We start from the raw sequence: 16,132 nt of genomic DNA, 5'->3' as shown, positions 1-16,132 counted from the left end.
CCAAGCCGGGTTCGATCACCCCGCACACCAAGTTTGCCGGTTCGGTCTACGTGCTGAGCAAGGAAGAAGGCGGTCGTCACACGCCGTTCTTCAACGGCTATCGTCCGCAGTTCTACTTCCGTACCACCGACGTGACCGGTGCGGTTGAGCTGCCGGCCGGCACCGAAATGGTGATGCCGGGCGACAACGTGGAAGTGGTTGTGTCGCTGATCGCTCCGATCGCGATGGAGCAAGGTCTGCGTTTCGCCATCCGTGAAGGCGGTCGTACCGTCGGCGCGGGCGTGGTTGCCAAGATCATCGAGTAATTGATTTACAAAGTGGCGCAACACAGATATAGTGTTGCGCTCCCCGTAGGCGAGTAGCTCAATTGGCAGAGCACCGGTCTCCAAAACCGGGGGTTGGGGGTTCGAGACCCTCCTCGCCTGCCACGGTTATATAACAGAGCCGTTTCCGCAGGGAAGCGGCTTTGTTTCATTTTTTGATCCCGAAGGGCGCATGGAAAGCATCGACAAAATCAAGGTCGCGGCGGCGTTGCTGCTGGTAGGTCTGGGTGTGGCCGGTTTTTATGTCTTGCCGGTAGATCAGGGCGCATTGCGCTCGTTGTCCGTTGTGGCTGGTCTGTTGCTGGCTGCTGCGGTGCTGTGGTTTTCGCAGCCGGGGCGTGACTTCGTGGAGTACGCGCGCGACTCGGTGAAAGAGGCGCAGAAGGTGGTCTGGCCTACTCGTAAAGAGACGTGGCAGATCACTGGCGTGGTGTTTTTGTTTGTTGGCGTGCTGGCACTGTTCATGTGGGCAGTGGATTCGGCACTCGCCAAGTTTTTCTACGACATAGTCCTGGGTCGCGGCTAAGTAGGAGAGGGCTATGGGAATGCGTTGGTATGTAGTGCACGCCTATTCTGGGTTCGAAAAGAACGTGCAGAAGGCGTTGAAAGAGCGCATCGATCGTGAAGGGATGCAGCACCTGTTCGGCCAGATTCTGGTGCCGGTCGAAGAGGTGGTGGAAGTCAAGGGTGGGCGCAAGGCGCTCACCGAGCGCAAGCTGTTTCCGGGTTATGTCTATGTTGAAATGGATATGACCGATGAGTCGTGGCACTTGGTCAAGTCGACGCCGAAGGTGACCGGCTTCCTGGGTGGTGTCGGCAATCGCCCGACGCCGGTGTTGCCGCGCGAAATGGATGCAGTGCTCAAGCAGATTCAGGAAGGCGTTGAGAAGCCGCGCCCGAAGATTCTGTTCGAGGTGGGCGAAGTACTGCGCGTGATCGAAGGCCCGTTCGCCGATTTCTCGGCCACGGTCGAGGATGTCGATTACGACAAGAGCCGTCTCAAGGTGTCGGTGCTGATCTTTGGTCGCGCCACGCCGGTTGAAGTGGATTTTGCCCAGGTCGAGAAGACCTGATCTGGGTGTTGGTTGCATCACGCAAGTGATGCATTTGGGGAGCGGAGCGCAAGCTTCGCGTTTGACCCGTTTTCAGGAGTTAAATCGTGGCAAAGAAGATTGTCGGCTATATCAAGCTGCAAGTGCCCGCTGGTAAAGCAAACCCGTCGCCGCCTATCGGCCCGGCGCTCGGTCAGCGCGGTCTGAACATCATGGAATTCTGCAAGGCGTTCAACGCCCAGACTCAAGGCATCGAGCCGGGTCTGCCGATTCCGGTGGTGATCACTGCGTTTGCAGACAAGTCGTTCACTTTCGTGATGAAGTCGCCGCCCGCAACCATTCTGCTGAAGAAGGCTGCCGGCATCCAGAAGGGTTCGGCCAAGCCGCACACCGACAAGGTGGGCAAGGTTTCGCGCGCACAACTGGAAGAAATCGTGAAGACCAAGCAAGCCGATCTGACGGCTGCGGATCTGGACGCTGCCGTGCGCATCATCGCCGGCTCGGCCCGTTCCATGGGTCTCGAAGTGGAGGGCGTGTAAATGGCCAAGATTTCCAAGCGTCTCGCCGCACTCAAGGCTGCGGTTGATCGCAACAAGCTGTACGCTGCTGACGACGCCATCACGCTGGTCAAGTCCTCTGCAACTGCCAAGTTCAACGAATCGATCGACGTTTCGTTCAACCTCGGCGTTGACGCGCGCAAGTCGGACCAAGTGGTTCGCGGCTCGGTCGTACTGCCCAAGGGTACCGGCAAGTCGGTACGCGTGGCTGTGTTCGCACAGGGCGCCAACGCTGAAGCCGCCAAGGCTGCCGGCGCTGAAGTGGTCGGTTTCGAAGACCTGGCTGAACAGATCAAGGCCGGCAATCTCGACTTCGACGTGGTGATCGCCTCGCCGGACGCAATGCGTATCGTCGGTCAGCTCGGTCAGATCCTCGGCCCGCGTGGCCTGATGCCGAACCCGAAGGTTGGCACCGTCACCCCGAACGTGGCTGAAGCCGTGAAGAACGCCAAGGCTGGTCAAGTGCAATACCGTACCGACAAGGCCGGTATCGTGCACGCCACCATCGGCCGTGCATCGTTCGAAGTGGCCGATCTGCGCGCCAACTTCAATGCACTGCTCGACGCCCTGCAAAAAGCCAAGCCGGCTTCGAGCAAGGGTGTGTACTTCAAGAAGATCGCCGTCTCCAGCACCATGGGCGTTGGCGTTCGCGTTGATACACAGAGCGTTGCTTAATTAAAGAACTTTGGGCCCGTGCCGGTCGCAAGACCGGGGCGGGGTTGTCAAAGACCGTAGGCGTGATGAGGTTCGCTTCATTGCTTAATCGTCCGGCTTGCCGGGTGGCCTACGCAGACGGTGTGCCCCAATCCTGATTTTGCCGCTGGCCCTGGCCGGCGGTTTCCTGAAGGTTATGGTCGCCGTTTGTTGGGGGTGTGGCGCAAGCCGCACCATACCATCTCTCAAATGGAGGTAGACCTTGAGTCTCAATCTCGAAGATAAAAAGGCCGTCGTAGCTGAGATCTCGGCAGAAGTTGCCAAGGCTCAAACTTTCGTCGTTGCCGAGTATCGCGGGATCGGGGTCGGCAGCATGACTCAACTGCGCAAGCAAGCGCGTGAGTCCGGCGTATACCTGCGCGTTCTGAAGAACACGCTGGCACGTCGCGCTGTGCAGGACACTCCGTTCGCTGGTCTGGCTGATCATATGGTTGGCCCGCTGGTGTACGGTCTTTCTGCTGACCCGATTGCTGCAGCCAAAGTGCTGAACGACTACGCCAAGAAAGACGACAAGATCGTCATCAAGGCTGGTTCTTACGACGGTAAGGTGCTGAGCGTTGCTGAAGTTGGCGCGCTGGCAAGCATCCCGAGCCGCGAAGAACTGCTGTCGAAGCTGCTGTACGTGATGAAGGCACCGGCTTCCGGCTTCGCACGTGGCTTGGCCGCTCTGGCCGAGAAGAAGCAAGCCGAAGCTGCTTAAACCGAACCCGATTCATATCCCGATTTTCAGGAGTATTACCAAATGGCTCTGTCCAAAGAAGATATCCTCGAAGCCGTTGCTGGCTTGACCGTTCTCGAACTGAATGACCTGGTGAAGGCATTCGAAGAAAAGTTTGGCGTGTCCGCTGCTGCTGTTGCAGTTGCTGGCCCGGCTGCTGGCGGCGCTGCTGCTGTTGAAGAAAAGACCGAATTCGACGTGATCCTGACCGGCGCTGGCGCCAACAAGGTTGGCGTGATCAAGGTTGTGCGTGAAGTGACCGGTCTGGGCCTGAAAGAAGCCAAGGACCTGGTTGATGGCGCTCCGAAGCCGGTCAAGGAAGCAATTGCCAAGGCTGACGCTGAAGCGATCCAGAAGAAGCTGGTTGAAGCTGGCGCTACTGCTGACGTGAAGTAATCACGATAGCATTGCTGTACAGGCAGGCGGAGTAATCCGCCTGCCCTTTTGCGTTTGTTGGTATTGCCCAAGGGCACTGCACCTATCGCAGGTGGCAAACCGGAAACCGTGTCGGCCCGCATGTCTGGCTGCCAGGACCGGCAATTTGCGGTTTGTCTTTTGCGCCCCTTTATGGAGAGCTTTTGAGTATGAATTACTCGTTCACAGAGAAGAAACGCATTCGTAAGAGTTTTGCGAAGCGCGCTAGCGTGCTGGAAGTTCCGTTTCTCCTCGCGACTCAGATTGACTCGTACAACGAGTTTCTGCAACTGGGCACGCCGGTTGTTGATCGGAAAGTCAATGGCCTGCAGGCTGCGTTCAGCTCGATCTTCCCGATCGAATCGCACAATGGCAATGCACGGCTTGAGTTCGTTCACTATGTGCTGGGCGAGCCGCCCTTCGATGTGATTGAGTGTCAACAGCGTGGCATTACCTACGCTGCGCCGCTGCGCGCGCGCGTGCGCCTCGTGATCATGGATCGCGAAGCGGCCAAGCCGACCGTGAAGGAAGTGAAGGAACAGGACGTGTACTTCGGCGAAATCCCGCTGATGACCCGTAACGGCTCCTTCGTCATCAACGGCACCGAGCGCGTCATCGTCTCGCAGCTGCACCGCTCGCCGGGCGTGTTCTTCGAGCACGACAAGGGCAAGACCCACAGCTCGGGCAAGCTGCTGTTCTCGGCGCGGATCATTCCGTACCGCGGCTCTTGGCTCGACTTTGAATTCGACCCGAAAGACTTGCTGTTCTTCCGTATCGACCGTCGTCGCAAGATGCCGGTGTCGATCCTGCTCAAGGCACTGGGTTTCAACCCGGAACAGATCCTGGCGCAGTTCTACGATACCGACCGCTTCGAATTCAGCGATGCCGGCCTGTCGCTCGAACTGGTGCCGGAACGCCTGAAGGGCGATGTGGCCAAGTTCGACATCCTGGCCGACGACGGCAAGGTACTGGCGCAGAAAGACAAGCGCATTACCGCCAAGACCATTCGTGACATCCAGGCTGCCGGCCTCAAGCAGCTGCCGGTGCCGTCCGACTTCATCTTCGGTCGCCTGCTGGCGCACAACGTCGTCAACCCGGAAACCGGTGAGCTGCTGGCGCGTGCCTGCGAAGAAGTCACCGAAGACCTGTTCGACAAGCTGGAAGACGCCGGCGTGATGAGCGTCAAGGTGCTGTATGTGAACGACCTGGATCAGGGCGCTTACATTGCCGCATCGCTGCGCAACGACGACGTGGCCGACCAGTACGCTGCGCGCGTGGCCATCTACCGCATGATGCGTCCGGGCGAGCCGCCGACCGAAGATGCGGTCGAAGCGCTGTTCAACGGCCTGTTCTTCTCCGAAGACCGTTACGACCTGTCGGCCGTGGGCCGCATGAAGTTCAACCGTCGCGCCTATCCGGATCGCTACGACGAGAAGGCGCCGGGCTGGCTGCGCCAGTTCTACGAGCGCGTCGGCCCGCAAGGTGTCGAAGGCGCCGGCGTGCTGTCGGTCGACGACATCCTGGCAGTGATCAGCATCCTGGTCGAACTGCGTAACGGTCGCGGCGATGTCGATGACATTGATCACCTGGGTAACCGTCGCGTGCGTTCGGTGGGTGAGCTGGCCGAGAACCAGTTCCGTGCCGGTCTGGTGCGTGTCGAGCGCGCCGTGAAGGAGCGTCTGTCGCAGGCAGAGAGCGACAACCTGATGCCGCACGACCTGATCAATGCCAAGCCGGTATCGGCCGCGATCAAGGAATTCTTTGGTTCCTCGCAACTGTCGCAGTTCATGGACCAGACCAATCCGCTGTCGGAAATCACCCACAAGCGCCGTGTTTCGGCTCTTGGTCCGGGCGGTCTGACCCGCGAGCGTGCTGGCTTTGAAGTCCGCGACGTACACCCGACCCACTATGGCCGCGTGTGTCCGATTGAAACGCCGGAAGGCCCGAACATCGGTCTGATCAACTCGCTGTCGTGCTATGCGCGCACCAATGCCTACGGCTTCCTGGAAACGCCGTACCGCAAGGTGATCGACCGCAAGGTAACTGACCAGATCGAATACCTGTCGGCCATTGAAGAAGGCAAGTACGTCATTGCGCAGGCCAACGCCGAAATCAGCGATGAAGGCCTGCTGATCGACGAACTGGTGACCTGCCGTGAAGCGGGCGAAACCATCGTGGCCGGGCCGGATCGCGTGCAGTACATGGACGTGGCGCCGAGCCAGATCGTCTCGGTCGCGGCATCGCTGATTCCGTTCCTTGAACACGACGACGCGAACCGTGCGTTGATGGGCGCCAACATGCAACGTCAGGCCGTACCTTGCCTGCGTGCTACCGCGCCGTATGTCGGTACCGGTATCGAGCGCACCTGCGCGGTCGACTCGGGCACTGCCGTTGCCGCGCTGCGTGGCGGCGCGGTCGATTATGTCGATGCCAACCGTATCGTGATTCGCGTGAACGACGACGAAGCCGTCGCCGGCGAAACCGGTGTGGATATCTACAACCTGACCAAGTTCACCCGTTCCAACCAGAACACCAACACCAACCAGAAGCCGGTGGTGCGTCGTGGTGACAAGGTTGCCAAGGGCGACGTGATTGCCGATGGTGCCTCGACCGACCTGGGCGAAATGGCGCTGGGTCAGAACATGACCATCGCCTTCATGCCGTGGAATGGCTACAACTTCGAAGACTCGATCCTGATCTCGGAAAAAGTCATTGCGGACGACCGTTACACGTCGATCCACATCGAAGAGCTGAACGTGATGGCCCGCGACACCAAGCTGGGCCCGGAAGAAATCACCCGCGACATCTCCAACCTGTCCGAGCGCATGCTGGGCCGTCTGGATGAGTCGGGCGTGGTGTATATCGGTGCTGAAGTCGAAGCCGGTGATGTACTGGTGGGTAAGGTCACCCCGAAGGGTGAAACCCAGCTGACACCGGAAGAGAAGCTGCTGCGCGCGATTTTCGGCGAGAAGGCGTCCGACGTGAAGGACACTTCGCTGCGCGTGCCGTCGGGCATGTCCGGCACCGTGATCGACGTACAAGTGTTCACCCGTGAAGGCGTGGAGCGCGACAAGCGCGCCCAGTACATCATTGATGACCAGCTGCGCCGCTATCGTACCGACCTGAACGACCAGCTGCGTATCGTTGAAAACGACTTGTTCGAGCGTATCGAGCGCCAGATCGTGGGCAAGAAAGCCAACGGTGGCCCGCAACGCCTGGCCAAGGGTGCAGAAATCACCAAGGATTACCTGGCCGCGCTGCCGACCAAGCATGACTGGTTCGACATCCGTCTGTCCGATGACGAGGGCGCACGCCAGCTGGAAGCGATGAAAGACCTGATCGCCCAGATGAAGTCCGAGTTCGACCTGCGCTTCGAAGACAAGAAGCGCAAGCTGACCCAGGGCGACGAGTTGCCGCCGGGCGTGATCAAGATGGTCAAGGTCTATGTGGCCGTGAAGCGCCGTCTGCAGCCGGGCGACAAGATGGCCGGCCGTCACGGTAACAAGGGTGTGGTATCGAAGATCCTGCCGGTGGAAGACCTGCCGTACATGGCCGATGGCACCCCGGTAGACATCGTGCTGAACCCGCTGGGCGTACCGTCGCGGATGAACATCGGTCAGATTCTGGAAGTGCATCTGGGTTGGGCGGCCAAGGGTATCGGCCAGCGCATCGACCGCATGCTGCGCGAGCAACAGAACCTGGCTGACGTGCGTAGCTATCTGGACAAGATCTACAACAACAGCGGCAAGAAGGAAGACATTGCCGGTCTGACCGAGGCTGAGGTGCTGAGCTTGGCACAAGGCCTGCGCAATGGCATGACCTTTGCCAGCCCGGTATTCGACGGTGCGAAGGAATCGGAAATCCGTGCCATGCTGGATCTGGCCTACCCGGATGAAGATGTGCGTACCCAGCAGCTCGACTTCAACGACAGCAAGACGCAGATGCAGTTGTATGACGGCCGCACCGGCGAAGCGTTCGAGCGCAAGGTTACCGTCGGCGTGATGCACTACCTGAAGCTGCATCACCTGGTTGATGACAAGATGCACGCGCGTTCCACCGGCCCGTACTCGCTGGTAACCCAGCAGCCGCTGGGTGGTAAGGCGCAGTTCGGTGGTCAGCGCTTCGGTGAAATGGAAGTGTGGGCACTGGAGGCATATGGTGCGGCGTACACGCTGCAGGAAATGCTGACCGTGAAGTCCGACGACGTGAATGGCCGTACCAAGGTCTATGAAAACATCGTCAAGGGCGACCACCGGATCGACGCCGGCATGCCGGAATCCTTCAATGTATTGGTGAAGGAAATCCGCTCGCTGGGTATCGATATCGATCTGGAAACCAACTGATCTGTGTGAGGCGTGAGGGGTAGGCCACTGCCTGCCCCGCTACCTCACTCCTCACAGGAGAGAATGAATATGAAAGGCTTACTCGAGCTCTTCAAGCAAGTCACGCAGGAAGAAGAATTCGACGCGATCAAGATCGGGCTGGCATCGCCCGAAAAGATTCGCTCCTGGTCGTTCGGCGAAGTCAAAAAGCCGGAAACCATCAACTATCGTACCTTCAAGCCGGAACGCGACGGTCTGTTCTGCGCGCGCATCTTCGGCCCGATCAAGGACTACGAGTGCCTGTGCGGCAAGTACAAGCGCCTGAAGCATCGTGGCGTGATCTGCGAGAAGTGCGGCGTTGAAGTCACGCTGTCCAAGGTGCGTCGCGAGCGCATGGGTCACATCGACCTCGCTTCGCCGGTCGCCCACATCTGGTTCCTGAAGAGCCTGCCGAGCCGTCTGGGCATGGTGCTGGACATCGCGCTGCGCGATATCGAGCGCGTGCTGTATTTCGAAGCCTTCATCGTGGTCGAGCCGGGCATGACCCCGCTGACCCGTGGCCAGCTGCTGACCGAAGAAGACTACTTCAACAAGGTTGAAGAGTACGGTGACGAATTCGTTGCGCTGATGGGCGCCGAAGCCGTGCGCGAGCTGCTGAAGAACCTGGATGTCGAGCAGGAAATCAGCACGCTGCGTTCCGAGCTGGAATCGACCTCGTCGGATACCAAGATCAAGAAGATCGCCAAGCGCCTGAAGGTGCTGGAAGCGTTCTCGCGTTCGGGCATCAAGCCGGAATGGATGATCATGGACGTGCTGCCGGTGCTGCCGCCGGAGCTGCGCCCGCTGGTGCCGCTGGATGGTGGCCGTTTCGCCACGTCCGACCTGAATGACCTGTATCGCCGCGTCATCAACCGGAACAACCGTCTGAAGCGTCTGCTGGAGCTGCGTGCGCCGGAAATCATCGTGCGCAACGAAAAGCGCATGCTGCAGGAGGCCGTTGACTCGCTGCTGGACAACGGTCGTCGCGGCAAGGCCATGACCGGCGCCAACAAGCGTCCGCTCAAGTCGCTGGCTGACATGATCAAGGGTAAGGGCGGTCGTTTCCGTCAGAACTTGCTGGGCAAGCGCGTTGACTACTCGGGCCGTTCGGTCATTACCGTGGGTCCGTACCTGCGTCTGCATCAGTGCGGCCTGCCGAAGCTGATGGCACTGGAACTGTTCAAGCCGTTCATCTTCCACAAGCTCGAAGTACTTGGCCTGGCGACCACGATCAAGGCCGCCAAGAAGATGGTCGAATCGCAGGAAGCGGTGGTGTGGGACATCCTGGAAGATGTCATCCGCGAACATCCGATCCTGCTGAACCGTGCGCCGACGCTGCACCGTCTGGGCATCCAGGCGTTCGAGCCGGTGCTGATCGAAGGCAAGGCCATCCAGCTGCACCCGCTGGTTTGCGCGGCGTTCAACGCCGACTTCGACGGTGACCAGATGGCCGTCCACGTGCCGCTGTCGCTGGAAGCGCAGATGGAAGCCCGCACCCTGATGCTGGCCTCCAACAACGTGCTGTCGCCTGCCAACGGCGAGCCGATCATCGTGCCGTCGCAGGATATCGTGCTGGGTCTGTACTACATGACCCGCGAAGCCGTGAACGGCAAGGGCGAAGGCATGTCCTTTGCCGACGTGAAGGAAGCGATCCGCGCCTACGAAAACAAGGCTGTCACCTTGCAGACACGCGTCGCCGTGCGTCTGAAGGAATGGAGCCGCGATGCCAACGGTGAATGGCAGCCGAAGATGGTGCGTCGCGAGACCACCGTCGGCCGCGCCATCCTGTCGGAAATCCTGCCCAAGGGTCTGGACTTCAGCCACATCGACAAGTCGCTGAAAAAGAAGGAAATCGGCAAGCTGATCAACGCGTCGTTCCGTCGTTGCGGCCTGAAGGACACTGTGGTGTTCGCAGACCAGCTGATGTACACCGGTTTCAGCTACTCGACCCGTGGCGGTATCTCCATCTGCGTCGACGACATGCTGGTGCCGAACAAGAAGATCGAACTGCTGGCTGCTGCCAACGCCGAAGTGAAGGAAATCGAGCAGCAGTACAGCTCGGGTCTGGTCACGCAAGGCGAGCGCTACAACAAGGTCGTTGACATCTGGGGTCGTGCCGGTGATCAGATCGCCAAGGCTATGATGGACCAGCTGGGCAAGCAGAAAGTCATCAACCGCGAAGGCAAGGAAGTCGATCAGGAGTCGTTCAACTCGATTTACATGATGGCCGACTCCGGTGCGCGGGGTTCCGCAGCACAGATTCGCCAGTTGGCCGGTATGCGGGGCCTGATGGCCAAGCCGGACGGCTCGATCATCGAGACGCCGATTACCACCAACTTCCGCGAAGGCCTGACCGTTCTGCAGTACTTCATCTCGACCCACGGCGCCCGTAAGGGTCTGGCGGATACCGCGTTGAAGACCGCGAACTCGGGTTACCTGACCCGTCGTCTGGTCGATGTGACGCAAGACCTGGTTGTGACCGAAGACAATTGCGGCACCAAGAACGGCGTGACCATGAAGGCGGTGGTGCAGGGCGGTGACGTGATCGAAGCGTTGCGCGATCGTATCCTCGGCCGTGTGGTGCAGGGTGACGTCGTTGACCCGGCGACCCAGGAAACCGTGATCGAGTCCGGCACGCTGCTGACCGAAGACCTGGTCGATGCGATCGACGCAGCCAACGTCGACGAAGTGAAGGTGCGTACTCCGCTGACCTGCGAAACACGCTATGGCCTGTGCGCCAAGTGCTACGGTCGCGATCTGGGCCGTGGTCACATGGTCAACGCCGGCGAGGCGGTGGGCGTGATCGCCGCGCAGTCGATCGGTGAGCCGGGTACCCAGCTGACCATGCGTACCTTCCACATCGGTGGTGCGGCGTCGCGTGCAGCTTCGGCCAGCCAGATCGAATCGAAGTCGAACGGCAAGATCGGTTATGCCGGCAACATGCGCTACGTGACCAACACCAAGGGCGAGCTGATCATCATTTCCCGCTCGGCCGAAGTGCTGGTGCTGGACGATACCGGCCGTGAACGTGAGCGTCACAAGCTGCAATACGGTGCCACGCTGCTGGTCAAGGATGGCGAGCCTATCAAGGCTGGTGCCGTGCTGGCCACGTGGGACCCGCACACCCGTCCGATCATTACCGAGTACGCCGGTCAGGTGCGCTTCGAGAACGTCGAGGAGGGCGTGACCGTGGTCAAGCAGGTGGACGACGTGACCGGTCTGTCGACCCTGGTCGTGATCAACCCCAAGACCAAGGCCGGTGCCAAGGGCGTGCGCCCGTTGGTCAAGCTGATCGACGAAAACGGCCACGAAGTGAAGCTGGCCGGCACCGATACCTCGGTGACCATCGGCTTCCAGCCGGGCGCGATCATCACCGTGAAGGACGGTCAGCAGGTCGGTACCGGTGAAGTGCTGGCGCGTATTCCGCAAGAATCCGCCAAGACCCGCGACATTACCGGGGGTCTGCCGCGTGTGGCCGAGCTGTTCGAGGCGCGTTCGCCGAAGGACGCCGGCATGCTGGCTGAAGTTACCGGCACCGTCTCGTTCGGCAAGGACACCAAGGGCAAGCAACGTCTGATCATTACCGATCTGGACGGCGCTGCGCACGAGTATCTGATCCCGAAGGAAAAGCACGTACTGGTGCACGATGGCCAGGTGGTGAACCGTGGTGAAGTGATTGTTGACGGCCCGATCGATCCGCACGACATCCTGCGTCTGCAGGGGATCGAGGCGCTGGCGCGTTACATCGTGCAGGAAGTGCAGGAAGTGTACCGACTGCAGGGTGTGAAGATTAACGACAAGCACATCGAAGTGATCGTGCGCCAGATGCTGCGTCGCGTGGTGATTGCGGCATCCGGTGATTCCGACTTCATCCAGGGTGAGCAAGTCGAGCGCGCCGAGTACCTGATCGCCAACGACAAGCTGATTGCTGATGGCAAGCAGCCGGCACTGCACGAAAACGTGCTGCTGGGTATTACCAAGGCATCGCTGTCTACCGATTCGTTCATCTCGGCGGCGTCGTTCCAGGAAACGACCCGCGTGCTGACCGAAGCGGCCATCATGGGCAAGATCGATGATCTGCGCGGCCTGAAGGAAAACGTCATCGTCGGTCGTCTGATCCCGGCGGGTACCGGTCTGGCCTACCATCGCTCGCGCAAGCGCGCTGCGGCGGGTGGCGATACCGCACTCGACGTGTTCGCAATCGAACCCATGAGCGAAGTCGCTGAATAATCGGCAACGTGTCGCACCACAATGCCGGCCTGATGGCCGGCATTGTGCTTGTCGTCGGCCGGACTTGACGACAAGCGCTTGATTTTCTTAGAATCGCAGTCTTTTCTGGCGACGCTCGGGCTGGTTCCGTGCGTCGCCGGCGTCATTTGGTGCGCAGCATTGCCGTATTTGGTGTTGCTGCGGGCCGAAAAGGGCCCCGTGAGGGGTTTGTTAATCGAAGGAAACAACAATGCCAACTATCAACCAGCTGGTCCGCAAGGGCCGCTTGAAGGAAGTGGTCAAGAGCAAGGTTCCCGCGCTCGAAGCCTGCCCTCAAAAGCGTGGTGTGTGCACCCGCGTGTACACCACAACACCGAAGAAGCCGAACTCCGCGCTGCGTAAAGTCTGCAAAGTGCGTCTGACCAATGGCTTCGAGGTCATTTCGTATATCGGTGGTGAAGGCCACAACCTGCAAGAGCACAGCGTCGTCCTGATTCGTGGCGGCCGTGTGAAGGACTTGCCGGGTGTGCGTTACCACACCGTGCGTGGCTCGCTCGACACTGCTGGCGTGAAAGACCGTAAGCAGTCGCGCTCCAAGTACGGTACAAAGCGTCCAAAGTAAGACGCTTTGCCGTGGTCGGCGGAAACAGCATGTTGCTGACCGTCGAGTAAGTGGTCGTCCCGCTGGGCGGCCGTGGAGCAGCCAATCGTAGCTCGCTCCGACTGAATGTCACATTAGGAATAGAGAATTATGCCAAGACGTAGAGAAGTACCGAAACGCGACGTATTGCCGGATCCGAAGTTTGGTTCGGAAGAACTGAGCAAATTCATGAACGTGGTCATGATCGACGGCAAGAAGGCCGTTGCTGAACGCATCGTTTACGGTGCGCTGGCCCAGATCGAAAAGAAGACCGGCAAGAGCCCGCTGGAAGTCTTTACCACCGCTATCGGCAATGCAAAGCCGCTGGTTGAAGTGAAGAGCCGTCGCGTTGGTGGTGCAAACTACCAAGTTCCGGTCGAAGTCCGCCCTAGCCGTCGCCTGGCATTGTCGATGCGCTGGTTGCGTGATGCCGCCCGTAAACGCGGTGAGAAGTCCATGGACCTGCGTCTGGCGGGTGAATTGCTGGATGCAGCCGAAGGTCGCGGCGGCGCGATGAAGAAGCGCGACGAAGTGCACCGCATGGCCGAAGCCAACAAGGCATTCGCCCACTTCCGCTTCTAATCCTGAAATCCGTTTAAGGAAACAATCGTGGCTCGCAAGACCCCTATTGAGCGCTACCGCAATATCGGTATTTCTGCTCACATTGATGCAGGCAAGACCACCACGACTGAACGTGTTCTGTTCTACACCGGTGTAAACCACAAGATCGGTGAAGTGCATGATGGCGCCGCCACCATGGACTGGATGGAGCAAGAGCAAGAGCGCGGCATTACCATTACCTCGGCTGCTACCACGACCTTCTGGAAGGGCATGGCGCACCAGTATCCGGAACACCGGATCAACATCATCGACACCCCGGGCCACGTTGACTTCACGATTGAAGTTGAACGCTCGATGCGCGTGCTCGACGGTGCTTGCATGGTTTACTGCGCGGTCGGTGGTGTACAGCCACAGTCCGAAACTGTATGGCGTCAGGCCAACAAGTACAAAGTGCCGCGTCTGGCCTTCGTGAACAAGATGGACCGTCAAGGTGCCAACTTCTTCCGCGTTGTGGAGCAGATGAAGGTTCGCCTGAAGGCGAACCCGGTGCCGGTCGTTGTGCCTATCGGTGCCGAAGAAGGCTTCACCGGTGTGGTTGACCTGTTCAAGATGAAGGCCATCGTGTGGGACGAAGCGTCCCAGGGCATGAAGTTTGAATACGGTGACATCCCGGCTGACCTGGTTGACGTGGCCAATGAATGGCGCGAAAAGATGGTCGAATCAGCTGCCGAATCGTCGGAAGAGATGATGAACAAGTACCTTGAAGAAGGTGACTTGTCCGAAGCCGACATCATGGCCGGCTTGCGCGCGCGCACTCTGGCTGGCGAAATCCAGCCGATGCTGTGTGGCTCCGCGTTCAAGAACAAGGGCGTGCAGCGCATGCTCGACGCCGTGATCGACTTCCTGCCGTCGCCGGTGGAAGTTGAAGCGGTGAAGGGTGTGAACCAGAAGGAGCAAGAGGAAACTCGCGAAGCTTCTGATGATGCCCCGTTCTCGGCGCTGGCATTCAAGCTGATGAGCGACCCGTATGTGGGTCAGCTGACCTTCTTCCGTGTTTACTCGGGTATCGTGAAGTCTGGCGATACGCTGCTGAACTCGGTGAAGGATCGCAAGGAGCGCATGGGTCGTATCGTGCAGATGCACGCCAACGATCGTCAGGAAATTGACGAAGTGCGCGCTGGCGACATCGCCGCCGGTATCGGCCTGAAGGATGTGACGACTGGTGAAACCTTGTGTTCGCCGGATCACCCGATCATTCTGGAACGCATGGTATTCCCGGAGCCGGTGATTCACGTTGCCGTCGAACCGAAGACCAAGGCTGACCAGGAAAAGATGGGCGTTGCCCTGAACCGCCTGGCCAAGGAAGACCCGTCGTTCCGCGTGCGTACCGACGAAGAAACCGGCCAGACCATCATGTCGGGCATGGGCGAGCTGCACCTGGAAATTCTGGTTGACCGCATGAAGCGCGAATTCGGCGTTGAAGCCAACGTCGGCGCGCCGCAAGTGGCCTACCGTGAAACCATCACCAAGGTTGTCGAAGACGTCGAAGGCAAGCATGCCAAGCAGTCGGGCGGTAAGGGTCAGTATGGTCATTGCGTGATCACACTGGAACCGGCCGGCGAAGGCAACGGCTACTCGTTCGTTGACGAAATCAAGGGTGGTGTGATTCCGCGTGAATTCATCCCGTCGGTTGACAAGGGTATCCAGAACACACTGAAGGCTGGTGTGGTTGCCGGTTTCCCGGTCGTTGACGTCAAGGTTCGCCTGACCTTCGGTTCGTACCACGATGTTGACTCGTCGCAAATCGCGTTCGAACTGGCTGGCTCCATTGCTTTCAAGGAAGCGATGCGCCGCGCTGCGCCGGTGGTGCTCGAGCCGATGATGGCCGTCGAAATCGAAACGCCGGAAGAGTACATGGGCGACATCATGGGCGATATCTCGTCCCGTCGCGGTATTCTGCAAGGCATGGACGACAATCCGGCCGGTGGCAAGATGGTCAAGGCCGAAGTGCCGCTGTCGGAAATGTTCGGCTACTCGACCACGCTGCGTTCGATGTCGCAGGGTCGTGCTACGTACTCCATGGAGTTCAAGCACTACTCCGAAGCGCCGAAGCACGTTGCCGACGCGATCGTTGCCAGCAAGAAGTAATCAATATGGCCCGGTGCTGAAGCACCGGGTCATTACAGTTCAATTTGAATCTTGAATCTGAAGGAATTTAGCCATGGCTAAGGAAAAGTTCGAGCGTACGAAGCCGCACGTGAACGTCGGCACCATTGGTCACGTTGACCACGGCAAGACCACGCTGACCGCAGCGATCACCACTATTCTGTCGAAGAAGTTCGGTGGCGAAGCGAAGGGTTACGACCAGATCGACAGCGCGCCGGAAGAAAAGGCTCGCGGTATTACCATCAATACCGCACACGTCGAATACGAAACCGAATCGCGCCACTACGCTCACGTGGACTGCCCGGGTCACGCCGACTACGTCAAGAACATGATCACCGGTGCTGCCCAGATGGACGGCGCAATCCTGGTGTGTTCGGCCGCTGACGGCCCGATGCCGCAAACCCGCGAACACATCCT

13 protein-coding genes and 1 tRNA gene are annotated in these 16,132 nt (G+C 59.3%); all 14 read left to right on the top strand.

Translation table 11 applies throughout. The annotated features are described in order from the left end of the window. Positions 1 to 305, top strand: a 305-nt coding sequence (locus B9A19_RS21035; RefSeq protein ID WP_505579041.1) for an EF-Tu C-terminal domain-related protein, incomplete at its 5' end; no start/stop codon positions are given. Between the two features lie 47 nt (positions 306 to 352). Further along, positions 353 to 428: transfer RNA gene (locus B9A19_RS21030), tRNA-Trp, on the top strand. A 67-nt stretch (positions 429 to 495) separates the two neighbouring features. After that, positions 496 to 849: a preprotein translocase subunit SecE gene (gene secE, locus B9A19_RS21025; protein WP_084093118.1), complete on the top strand. Its 354-nt coding sequence runs from the start codon at positions 496 to 498 to the stop codon at positions 847 to 849. A 13-nt stretch (positions 850 to 862) separates the two neighbouring features. Continuing rightward, entirely contained in the window at positions 863 to 1,396 is a 534-nt protein-coding gene (gene nusG / locus B9A19_RS21020; RefSeq protein WP_084093117.1) for a transcription termination/antitermination protein NusG, read from the top strand. An 86-nt stretch (positions 1,397 to 1,482) separates the two neighbouring features. Further along, positions 1,483 to 1,914, top strand: a complete 432-nt coding sequence (gene rplK, locus B9A19_RS21015; protein ID WP_084093116.1) for a 50S ribosomal protein L11 — start codon at positions 1,483 to 1,485, stop codon at positions 1,912 to 1,914. Then, positions 1,915 to 2,607 carry a 50S ribosomal protein L1 gene (gene rplA / locus B9A19_RS21010; RefSeq protein ID WP_084093115.1) on the top strand — a complete coding sequence of 231 codons (693 nt, stop codon included), beginning with the start codon at positions 1,915 to 1,917 and terminating at the stop codon, positions 2,605 to 2,607. Between the two features lie 241 nt (positions 2,608 to 2,848). Then, on the top strand, positions 2,849 to 3,346 hold the full coding sequence (gene rplJ / locus B9A19_RS21005; protein WP_084093114.1) for a 50S ribosomal protein L10: 498 nt from the start codon (positions 2,849 to 2,851) through the stop codon (positions 3,344 to 3,346). 42 nt (positions 3,347 to 3,388) lie between these two features. After that, the gene (gene rplL / locus B9A19_RS21000) at positions 3,389 to 3,760 is read left to right on the top strand and encodes a 50S ribosomal protein L7/L12 (protein ID WP_084093113.1); all 372 of its coding nucleotides are present in this window, start codon (positions 3,389 to 3,391) and stop codon (positions 3,758 to 3,760) included. Positions 3,761 to 3,948: 188 nt separating this feature from the next. Beyond that, positions 3,949 to 8,121: a DNA-directed RNA polymerase subunit beta gene (rpoB, locus tag B9A19_RS20995; protein ID WP_084093112.1), complete on the top strand. Its 4,173-nt coding sequence runs from the start codon at positions 3,949 to 3,951 to the stop codon at positions 8,119 to 8,121. Positions 8,122 to 8,190: 69 nt separating this feature from the next. Continuing rightward, positions 8,191 to 12,369, top strand: a complete 4,179-nt coding sequence (gene rpoC, locus B9A19_RS20990) for a DNA-directed RNA polymerase subunit beta' (protein WP_084093111.1) — start codon at positions 8,191 to 8,193, stop codon at positions 12,367 to 12,369. A gap of 229 nt (positions 12,370 to 12,598) precedes the next feature. Then, positions 12,599 to 12,970 carry a 30S ribosomal protein S12 gene (gene rpsL, locus B9A19_RS20985; protein ID WP_084093110.1) on the top strand — a complete coding sequence of 124 codons (372 nt, stop codon included), beginning with the start codon at positions 12,599 to 12,601 and terminating at the stop codon, positions 12,968 to 12,970. Positions 12,971 to 13,099: 129 nt separating this feature from the next. Further along, the gene (gene rpsG, locus B9A19_RS20980; protein WP_084093109.1) at positions 13,100 to 13,570 is read left to right on the top strand and encodes a 30S ribosomal protein S7; all 471 of its coding nucleotides are present in this window, start codon (positions 13,100 to 13,102) and stop codon (positions 13,568 to 13,570) included. Between the two features lie 27 nt (positions 13,571 to 13,597). Further along, positions 13,598 to 15,697, top strand: coding sequence for an elongation factor G (gene fusA / locus B9A19_RS20975; protein WP_084093108.1), 2,100 nt, complete (start codon positions 13,598 to 13,600; stop codon positions 15,695 to 15,697). Between the two features lie 73 nt (positions 15,698 to 15,770). Further along, on the top strand, positions 15,771 to 16,132 hold a 362-nt coding region (locus B9A19_RS20970), incomplete at its 3' end, for a GTP-binding protein (RefSeq protein WP_176217050.1).

This window comes from Andreprevotia lacus DSM 23236 (assembly GCF_900176275.1).
Taxonomy (GTDB): domain Bacteria; phylum Pseudomonadota; class Gammaproteobacteria; order Burkholderiales; family Chitinibacteraceae; genus Andreprevotia; species Andreprevotia lacus.
The sequence above is the reverse complement of the archived record's forward strand: the minus strand, read 5'-3'. Positions and strand labels throughout refer to the sequence as shown.